At 60.4% G+C, this 7,891-nt stretch carries 10 protein-coding genes; 2 read left to right on the forward strand and 8 right to left on the reverse strand.

The window, feature by feature from the left end:
• Positions 1-306 precede the first annotated feature (306 nt).
• Together NKJ89_RS32335 and NKJ89_RS32340 are read right to left on the reverse strand one after the other, a co-directional pair.
• Positions 307-1,185 (reverse strand): DUF3800 domain-containing protein, encoded by an 879-nt coding sequence (locus NKJ89_RS32335; RefSeq protein ID WP_352608539.1) that lies wholly within the window; start codon positions 1,183-1,185, stop codon positions 307-309.
• Positions 1,186-1,324: 139 nt separating this feature from the next.
• The gene (locus NKJ89_RS32340) at positions 1,325-2,620 is read right to left on the reverse strand and encodes a DUF2130 domain-containing protein (RefSeq protein ID WP_352608540.1); all 1,296 of its coding nucleotides are present in this window, start codon (positions 2,618-2,620) and stop codon (positions 1,325-1,327) included.
• A gap of 177 nt (positions 2,621-2,797) precedes the next feature.
• On the opposite strand from NKJ89_RS32340, the gene NKJ89_RS32345 reads away from it, so the two are divergent.
• Together NKJ89_RS32345 and NKJ89_RS32350 are read left to right on the forward strand one after the other, a co-directional pair.
• Complete coding sequence (locus NKJ89_RS32345; RefSeq protein ID WP_352608541.1) at positions 2,798-3,028, forward strand: hypothetical protein; 231 nt, start codon at positions 2,798-2,800, stop codon at positions 3,026-3,028.
• A 199-nt stretch (positions 3,029-3,227) separates the two neighbouring features.
• Positions 3,228-3,569 carry a DUF4236 domain-containing protein gene (locus NKJ89_RS32350; RefSeq protein ID WP_352608542.1) on the forward strand — a complete coding sequence of 114 codons (342 nt, stop codon included), beginning with the start codon at positions 3,228-3,230 and terminating at the stop codon, positions 3,567-3,569.
• A gap of 38 nt (positions 3,570-3,607) precedes the next feature.
• Here NKJ89_RS32350 and NKJ89_RS35875 read toward each other — a convergent pair whose 3' ends face one another.
• The 6 genes from NKJ89_RS35875 to NKJ89_RS32375 all read right to left on the reverse strand — a co-directional run bounded on the left by NKJ89_RS35875 (position 3,608) and on the right by NKJ89_RS32375 (position 7,656).
• Positions 3,608-4,186, reverse strand: a complete 579-nt coding sequence (locus tag NKJ89_RS35875) for a GFA family protein (RefSeq protein ID WP_502904192.1) — start codon at positions 4,184-4,186, stop codon at positions 3,608-3,610.
• Positions 4,114-4,479, reverse strand: a complete 366-nt coding sequence (locus NKJ89_RS32355) for a VOC family protein (protein WP_352608543.1) — start codon at positions 4,477-4,479, stop codon at positions 4,114-4,116. Before NKJ89_RS32355 ends, NKJ89_RS35875 begins: the two co-directional genes overlap by 73 nt.
• 56 nt (positions 4,480-4,535) lie before the next feature.
• Entirely contained in the window at positions 4,536-5,030 is a 495-nt protein-coding gene (locus NKJ89_RS32360) for an SGNH/GDSL hydrolase family protein (RefSeq protein ID WP_352608544.1), read from the reverse strand.
• 276 nt (positions 5,031-5,306) lie between these two features.
• Positions 5,307-6,137, reverse strand: coding sequence for a sigma-70 family RNA polymerase sigma factor (locus tag NKJ89_RS32365; protein ID WP_352608545.1), 831 nt, complete (start codon positions 6,135-6,137; stop codon positions 5,307-5,309).
• Positions 6,138-6,262: 125 nt separating this feature from the next.
• Complete coding sequence (locus NKJ89_RS32370; protein ID WP_352608546.1) at positions 6,263-6,802, reverse strand: dihydrofolate reductase family protein; 540 nt, start codon at positions 6,800-6,802, stop codon at positions 6,263-6,265.
• Positions 6,799-7,656, reverse strand: coding sequence for an alpha/beta hydrolase (locus tag NKJ89_RS32375; RefSeq protein WP_352608547.1), 858 nt, complete (start codon positions 7,654-7,656; stop codon positions 6,799-6,801). The genes NKJ89_RS32370 and NKJ89_RS32375 overlap by 4 nt, the downstream gene beginning before the upstream one ends.
• Between the last annotated feature and the right edge of the window lie 235 nt (positions 7,657-7,891).

Here is a 7,891-nt window from a genome sequence, read left to right on the forward strand (position 1 = left end):
CCGTAATGACGCAAGGGCATTGGGGGCGATTCCGTATTCGGGGGGAGGGTGTTTCAAGGTTCGCCCGGAGTATGCCCCCGGATTCAGGGGCCGGGGAACCGCGCTGCACCCAAAGAAGATGACTTGATAATATGAAGTGTCGATTAGACCAAGCGTGCTATATGCAAGCGATAAGATAGGGACCCCCCGACCAGAGGTTCACCCGGAGTGTTGACAAAGAGAGCGTCAATACCCATACTTTGGACGTGAGCATCGCTCCGGGGTTGGCGCCAGGCGCCAGCCGAACTTTTCAAAACGAGGGCCCGGCTAGTCCGGGTCTTTGTTTTTTATCCTGTCAAAACAGCTGTATTTGATGCCGCAGGATGCCAGGTCCTCCTGCGGCAGGTGCGCGTCGATCAGACGCTTGTTGTCCATCAGGGCCTTGTAGGGCCGGTAGGACGGGTCATATCCGCCCTTGGCCATCGGATAGAGGTAGAGATCGGCGATCTGCAGCATCGGCGTGGCTTTGGTTCTGCCGCGCGGCTCTCCGCGCACGATGTCTTTGAACTCCTCGGCGCTTAACGACCCGTAGATGGCGGAGTTGGCGCCGTCGAACGGCATCCCCTGCGTCTTCAGGATCCGCGTGTAGGCTATCAGGTCGCGGTCCTCGGCTTTGCCTGCCCGCTCGAAGAACACGCGCAGCTTGCGATCCTGGCTGCGGGCGTATTTGGCGGCGCGCTCAATCAGGATGCAGTAGGCGGTCTTGCACATGAACCACAACTGGTCCTGATACCGGTCCCGGTAGCGGGCAACATAGCCCGGCCGATCAATCACCGCGGCGATGCCGATCACGGGCAGTGCAAGCAGCATCCCCTGCAAATCTCCCAGGAACTCAAAAGCAGCCTCGGGCTTCTTCAGCCAGCCGAAGTCGCCACGGCCGCCCCGGATCGCCCAGGAGTGCAGCGGGTAGGTGATGCCGTGCTTCTGGCAGAAGGCCTTATGGCGCGCGTAGAGCTCGTCGACGTCTTCCTCGTTGATGAGGATGCCGCCGAGGGCGAAATAATCCATCTCGTCCCGCCGCTTCTCCTTTGGTTGTCGGTCTGGCTCGCGGCTGCCGCTATCATCGAGGTAAAGGTGGATTTCACGGTCCGCCACGGGCAGGCTTTCATTGTCCGCACAGCTTGGCGCAAAAACCGCAGGCTGCATAGCAATCTGATGACCGGCCGGGCGAGGGGGTTCAGCGCGGCGGCTTCTTGACATTGCGTTCCGCTTTTGACGGACCATCCGTACCAAGGAGCAGCTTGCCCTCGTTCTGAAATCCGATATCCAGTTTAGATTCGCCTTCTCAATCGGGGGGGGACGCGGATGCTTCTATGGCCAAGACCTCCAAGCCCGCGATCTCCTGCATCACCTTGCCGGCGATGCCCTGCAGATCGCCGTACATTCCGACGGTCGACTCGATGACACCCTGGATCTGAGCCTCCCGTTTGGCCCACAGGCGGATTGTGGCTTTCCTTTCCCTGGCAAGGTCGTCCTGCATATCGGAGAATTTCTCGACGATCGCCTCGACCCGGTGGCGAAACCTGGGGCCAGTCAGATAGCCGTAGACCTGCTCCATCTTGGTGGCCTGGCCGTCCTGGGCGAGGCGGGAGTTGGCGAGCTCGATGAGGGACTGCCGGAGCATGATCGCGATCGGAATCGCGCATTTGGGATGGGCGATGTAGACGCCATCCACCAGATCGAACGTTTCGACTCCCGCAGGCAGCGCCTCGGAGATCATCAACGCGATGTCTGCTTTAGCGGCGCGCTGGTCTGTCCGCAGCTTGCCCAGCCAGCCCTGGCTCCAGTTCTTGGTGCGTTTTGATTCCCACAGGATCGCGCCGCACGGCTGGCCGGCCGGTCCCACCACGCGTTGCAGCACGTCACCACCAAACTCACCCTTGGCGACCGGTTCGATGATGTCCATCGGGAACCGGCTGGCGATCAGCGACTCCAGCTCGAGCTCAAGGACCTCGCCCTGAAGCTGCTGAGATCCTTGCTCGGCGCGGCGCTTCAGCTCCTCGATCTGGCGCTGCATGCCGGCAATCTGTTCCTCTTTCTCGGCCACCTTCATCTTGAGGCCGTCTTCGGCTTCGGTCCTGGCCTTGACGCGGACGGCGTCCAACCCTTCCTGGATCCTCTTTTCGATGGTCAGCGCCATTTCGCGCTTTTCATCGTCGAGCGCCCGCTGCTGCTTCATAAATTCGGCCTGCTGCAACTGCGCCGCAGCGAGCTTTTCGTCCCGCGCCCTCAGCGTCGTCTCCATCTCGCCCAGCCTCCTGTCCTTGTCCTCAAGGTCGGTCGAGACGAGAAGTTTTGCCTTGCGGGCCTCTTCGGCGGCGATGGCGGCACGTTCGAGCTTGAGTTTTTCGGCGACCTGGCTGTCGATGTCATCCCGGGCGGCGTCGATAGCCGCCTGCTTGCGTTGAACCTCCTCCTCCCTGGCCGTCATGGCGGCGTTGCTCTGCGCCAGTCGCCGTTCATATTCCTCGCGCGTGGCCGCAATCAGCGGCGCCGCGAGCGACTCATTGAGCTTGATGTCGGTCTTGCAGCTCGGGCAGCTGATTGTCGGCTCATTGAGAGTCCTGGGCTGGACAGTCATCAGGCAGATCCTCGCAAGGGAACGTGCTGCAAAAGAACGCCTCAAAGTATACAGGATTGCAGGGCGGCCGAATAGAACAAAGAGTGAACTTGCCAGTTATCCCCCGGAGAGGGTACCTGCTTGGTCACCTCTTCGACCGAACCGTGGCGGGGAGGGGAGCAAAAGTGCTGACCGCGGATGAAGGGCTATGAGTTTCTGGATCAATTGCTGTCCGAGGAGCGCACCGCTCTGAACAGCAGCCTCGATCGGTTTCTCGTGTTGAACCCGTCGCTGGCCGATCTTCAGATCAACGTTGTATTCGAGAAAGAGCCAAAGGGTGATGAAATCATCCGTGTGGGCCGCAAGGTATTGCCAGACATTGAGCGTTCCAGGAGACCCTCAAATCATATCTTGCGCAACAGGAGATAGCGCTTCCGGTGCTGCAGATCGATGTCGGGACACCTTAAGATCAAGGCTCGGCCAAAGTGGAGGCCGTTGCGGCGAAGCCGGTAAGCGCGAACGGAACTTTCAAATCGATAGACTACTTGGCCTCGAGTTCTATGAAACGGAAGTTGCTTCGCAAGTGCCCCAACGCTAATGTTCGCTTCAAAATACGCGCGGGGGCGCAGTGGGGTTTAGATACAGAAAGTCATTGAGGCTTATTGCCGGCGTTCGCCTGAACGTCACCGGGAAGGGGCTCAGCAGTGCCTCTTTTGGCAAGTCCGGCTCCACATTGAACATGGGCCCTGGCGGCATTCAGAGCACTGTTGGTCTTCCCGGTTCGGGCATGTCCTATTCTTCGAAACGCAGCGGCAAATCAGCTCTTTTTCTGGGCTTATTGATCGCAGCACTCGTGGCCCTGATCTACCACGCCGCCAGGGGGAGCCGTGCGGCGCAAGTCTCCTTGCTTGTTATCGGCGTCGTCGGTGTGGGGGCGGCCTTGATGGCCCAGAATTCCTGTGCCGTCTAGTTTGATTTTTCGTCTTATCGCGCAGGCTGGCGGCCGGTTTATCGACCTAGCAATATCGCCACGCGCGATGCCAAAAGTTTAACGACGAACCCTAGAGGATAACCCCGGTGGCTCGGCACGTCGTCGGGAAGGACAACGCCATGCGGTTTGAACTTCGTGCAAATCCGCAGCTGCAGTGGCGGGAGTTCTCCGTGAAACCGCGCTCTGTATGCCGAGACCCAATGCGGACCTCTATCGAAGTTCATGAACATCGCGGAATTGCAGCACATGGCGATGACCCTATTCGTGGCTGAAGTTTCCTTAAGCTTATAACCCCTCAGCAATTCGGCCCCCTTGGAGCACTCGATGCGGTCCTTTCGATAGAGGATGTATGCGGTGCCGCCATCGGGATCGCGTATGGCGCCAGCACCTGGCAAAGCTTCGATCTGATCAGCTCCCTTCCGGCAGTCGTCGCAGTAGCAGGCACTGCTCACGATCGGCCTGCCAAAGGCTTTGAGTTCGACGCCACCGCAAGAGCAAGTTGCGGTCATGATAGGTGAGTGCTTCATCTGCTGGTGATCATCATGCGATTGCCCTCGCTGTCCCGAAACTCCGCGATCATGCGCCCCGGTTGCCATGGCGCGGGGCGCGGTTCTGTTATGATCTCGGCGCCTCGCGATTTGAGTCTCTGGACGGTGACTTCGATTTCGTTGTCAACCAGCACGAGGACGGGGCCCTCAGATGATGTTTCGTCCTTGCGCCTTAGGAAGTGGAGGGTGGTTTCGGCACCTGGAAATCCGATTTCGATCCATCGCCACCCATCATTGCCCATTGGCTGATCGGCGACGACGCGGCAGTTCAGGTGATCGATGTAGAACGCCTTGGCGCGTTCCTGGTCGAACACCGGAAGCTCCGCGAACTGGATGTGCATTGTCAATTTCTCCCCATTGCATCTCGGTCCATCGGATACGGCCTTGCCGCTCAGGCTCAGGCCTCAACGAACTTCTGTATGCGATCCGCCACGATCAGCCCTGCCCGGCTGTTCAAGTGCACGCCGTCGGTGTGAAACAGCCAGCCATTTCGGCGGGCGACATCGTCCGGGCTCTGCCGCAGCACCAGCACGCGAAAGGCATCGCGGTAGAATGGAAGGAAGTTGAACGCTGTAAAGGCTCGGCCAGGCGAAGCGCGAACCGCCTCGGTGATCGCCTCATGGAGCGGGACGTAGCCGCAGCGTTCCTCGTGCGCGACGGCCGCCCCGATCGCAGAATATTCCTCGATCCGCCAGTTGAGCTCGCTCTGGAACCGGTCGTCCGAATCCGGTGCTTCTCCTATCGGAGGGAGCGAGCAAAGGCCGATGTCCGCCGCCGTCCCTCGCTTCAGCCTGTGTGCCGTCTCGGCCAGATTCTCGCGGAACCAATCAGACGACGGCCTGCGAGGAAGGCGCTTCCATAACGTAAAGAACCGCCGCACTTTGCGGGACACGAGCGCGAGAACGTCGTTCCCGCCGACCCAGACGGACCTTGCCGGGGCGACAGGCGAGCACGTCCGGCAGCCGCTGCAGCGCGTTATAGGCCAGGTCGCCGCCGACGCCGAAATTCCGGAACTCAATTGCCCATTGCCCGGCCGCCGGCGGAGCTCTGCGATCCAATCGAATGCCTGGCCCTTGCCCGCCGTGCTGCTCGATCCGAGGCACGCCACGATATTTCGTTGAGAATTCACCATCGTGACTCGGCCAAGCCAGAGTGAGGAATCGTCGCCTTATGCTCTTCCCAAAACGGCTGGCCCAGGCGTGAGCGTCAAGGCGGACGCCGAGGCGTTTCCAACGACCCACGGGCAGGCATAATAGTCTTCGATGCGGTCGATGACGCGACCGGCGACATGGACACGAACCGGCCACGCGACCTGCCACTGGTCGCCTCGCTGGAAAAGCACGAGGAGGACGGGTTCTCCGTCGATCGTCCCCAACTCCATGGTCCACGTCTCCGGGTTTCGCTCGTATTCGATGAAATAGGGAGAGCTTCTGAGCAGGCCGTCATAGCAATCGGCGACCCGCAACCGGGCATCGGCGCTGGTCAGGCCCCGCACGCCATCCCAGTCATGGCGGTTGAAGAGGTCCACATAGCGCTGCAAGAGCCGCGCGGTGTCGGGATCCAGCGGGCGGCTCGGTTCACCGGCAGGTTCAGCGGGCAAGCCGGCGAGCTTCGCACGTCCACGGGAGAGCGCGGATTTGACGCCGCCGACCGTCGAGCCCACGAGTTCTGCGGTCTCTTCCAGCGAGTAGTCGAACACATCCTTCAAGAGCACGCAGGCGCGCTCCTTGGGCGGCAGGTGGCCGACCAGCCGTTCGACGGCGCGATGGGCATCAGTGGTCGCTGGCTCTGCAGCGATGACGCCGATGTCGTCCGAATAGGCGCTTTCCGCTCGCTCGCGCGCATGGCGCCGCCTCACAAGGTCAATGCAGCGATTGTGAGCGATGCGAAACAGCCAGGGTTTTAGCCTGCGGGGATCATCGAGGGTCTCGATCTTCGTGTAGGCCTCGAACAGCGTCTCCTGCATGAGATCCTCAGCGTCGAGGCGTGAGCCCGTCATGCGGGCGCAGTAGCGATGCAGTTGCGCGACGGACGCCCGACACTATCTCGAGGAAGGCTCGATACTGCGCGTCGAATAGGCCGATCGGTCGCCCAGGCATGTCCTTCACCTGCCACATATTAGCGTCATTGAGGAACATAGGTGAGAACCATGACCCCGTTCTTGAAGCGATGCGTATCGACAAGCTTCAGGCGGACGAGATCGTTGTCAACGTCTTCAAATGCGCGCTTGCCCTCGCCGACCACCTTGGGGATCACCCAAATCTGATACTCATCGACAAGGCCCGCGGCGAGCAGGGTCCGATCGAGGCTGGTGATCCCGTATTTCACGATGTTGCCGCCCGGCTGTTGCTTGATCCTCGCAAGCTCGGCAGCCACGTCGCCCTCTATCAACGAGGCGTTCCACGCCGTCTTCTTGAGGGTCCGGGAGGCGACGAGCTTCTTCATGCCGTTGAGGCGATCTGCGTATTTGTCACCTTTCGTTTCCGGACGCGAGGCAAACATCTCGTAAGTAACGCGACCGAGCAGTAGGAACTCGACATCGGCCAAAGCTTCGAACGAATATTCCTTTGCCTCTTCATCGAAGAACGATCCCGCGATCTTGATCGGGTTCTCGCTCACGCCGTCGAGCGAGACGAAGCTGCCCACTTTCAATTTGCGGGTCATGCGACCTCCCGACTTTCACCGCGTGTTGCCGCGGTTCCGGTCAGACCGAGCCTGGGGCGAATCCATTGTGCCAACCGCGCGATCGCGTCGTCGGCTTCGGGAGCACGCCCAGCCATCATCTGGAACGAGTGCAGCATCCCCGGAAATACGTCTAAGCGCACCTCGACGCCAGCGGCCTTTGCGCGGTCGGCAAGCACTCGGCTGTCGTCGAGCAGGGTTTCGTCTCCACCCACTTGCAGATAGATCGGCGGCAGGCCACTAAGATCGGCAAAGATCGGGCTGGCGAGTGGATTCCTGGGATCGGTCCCTGCAAGGACTTGCGATGCCAGCATATCCACGGCCGCCTTCTGGAAGAAGGCGTCCTTCTCGCGATTGGCTTCATAAGAGAGCCCGCTCGCCGAAAAATCGAGCCAGCCAGAGATGCTGAGGATAGCTGCGGGCAGCGGACGTCCCGCATCGCGGAGTTTCATCGCGGCCGCAACGATCAGGCCAGCGCCAGCGGAATCGCCTGCAGCTATGGTGTGCTTCGGCGCGATACCTTGCTCGGCGAGCCACTCGAACGCGGTCACGGCCTGCTCGATTTGGCGCGGAAACTTGCTCTGGAAAACGAAGTCGTAAGTGGCGAGCAGAGCGTAACAGCCGATCGCCTTGGCGAGGTGTCCGACCATCTTGCGATGGGTCCAGATCGATCCGCCGACATAGCCACCGCCGTGCAGGTAAAGCATGACCCGGTCTTTGGCCGCCGCTTTTGGCTGAACCCACAGAGCGGTCTTGTCGCCGAGTTTGGTCTCGATGTAATCGACGTCGCCCGGTTCTGCCGTCAAGACAGACCACTCGGAGACTTCCGGCGGCAATTCCCGACCGCTGCGCCAAGCCTCGGCGAGCGTTTCATAGTGTATCTTGTTCGCTAAGCTCTGCTTACTGTTCATTGTCACGCTCCAATTCGTTGTGGAGGGCGACGTTCAGGATAACCGCGCCCAACAACAGCTAAGACGGACGAACTGAGCGAAAGGATACGTCGCCGGCAGATGCGCTGATCTGCACCGATCCGATCCTGGCGACAACGGCAGCGCTACCTTGACCCTTGCC

The organism is Mesorhizobium sp. M0047, from assembly GCF_040323315.1.
Lineage (GTDB): Bacteria > Pseudomonadota > Alphaproteobacteria > Rhizobiales > Rhizobiaceae > Mesorhizobium.

What these genes read in the sequence shown, in the direction of transcription:
- NKJ89_RS32355 (WP_352608543.1), bottom strand. Translation starts at nt 4,479, where the DNA reads ATGCACATCCAGTTCGCGGAGCTTCCGGTGTTCGACCAGGAACGCGCC.
- NKJ89_RS32370 (WP_352608546.1), bottom strand. Translation starts at nt 6,802, where the DNA reads ATGACCCGCAAATTGAAAGTGGGCAGCTTCGTCTCGCTCGACGGCGTG.
- NKJ89_RS32335 (WP_352608539.1), bottom strand. Translation starts at nt 1,185, where the DNA reads ATGCAGCCTGCGGTTTTTGCGCCAAGCTGTGCGGACAATGAAAGCCTG.
- NKJ89_RS32340 (WP_352608540.1), bottom strand. Translation starts at nt 2,620, where the DNA reads ATGACTGTCCAGCCCAGGACTCTCAATGAGCCGACAATCAGCTGCCCG.
- NKJ89_RS32345 (WP_352608541.1), top strand. Translation starts at nt 2,798, where the DNA reads ATGAAGGGCTATGAGTTTCTGGATCAATTGCTGTCCGAGGAGCGCACC.
- NKJ89_RS35875 (WP_502904192.1), bottom strand. Translation starts at nt 4,186, where the DNA reads ATGGCAACCGGGGCGCATGATCGCGGAGTTTCGGGACAGCGAGGGCAA.
- NKJ89_RS32365 (WP_352608545.1), bottom strand. Translation starts at nt 6,137, where the DNA reads ATGACGGGCTCACGCCTCGACGCTGAGGATCTCATGCAGGAGACGCTG.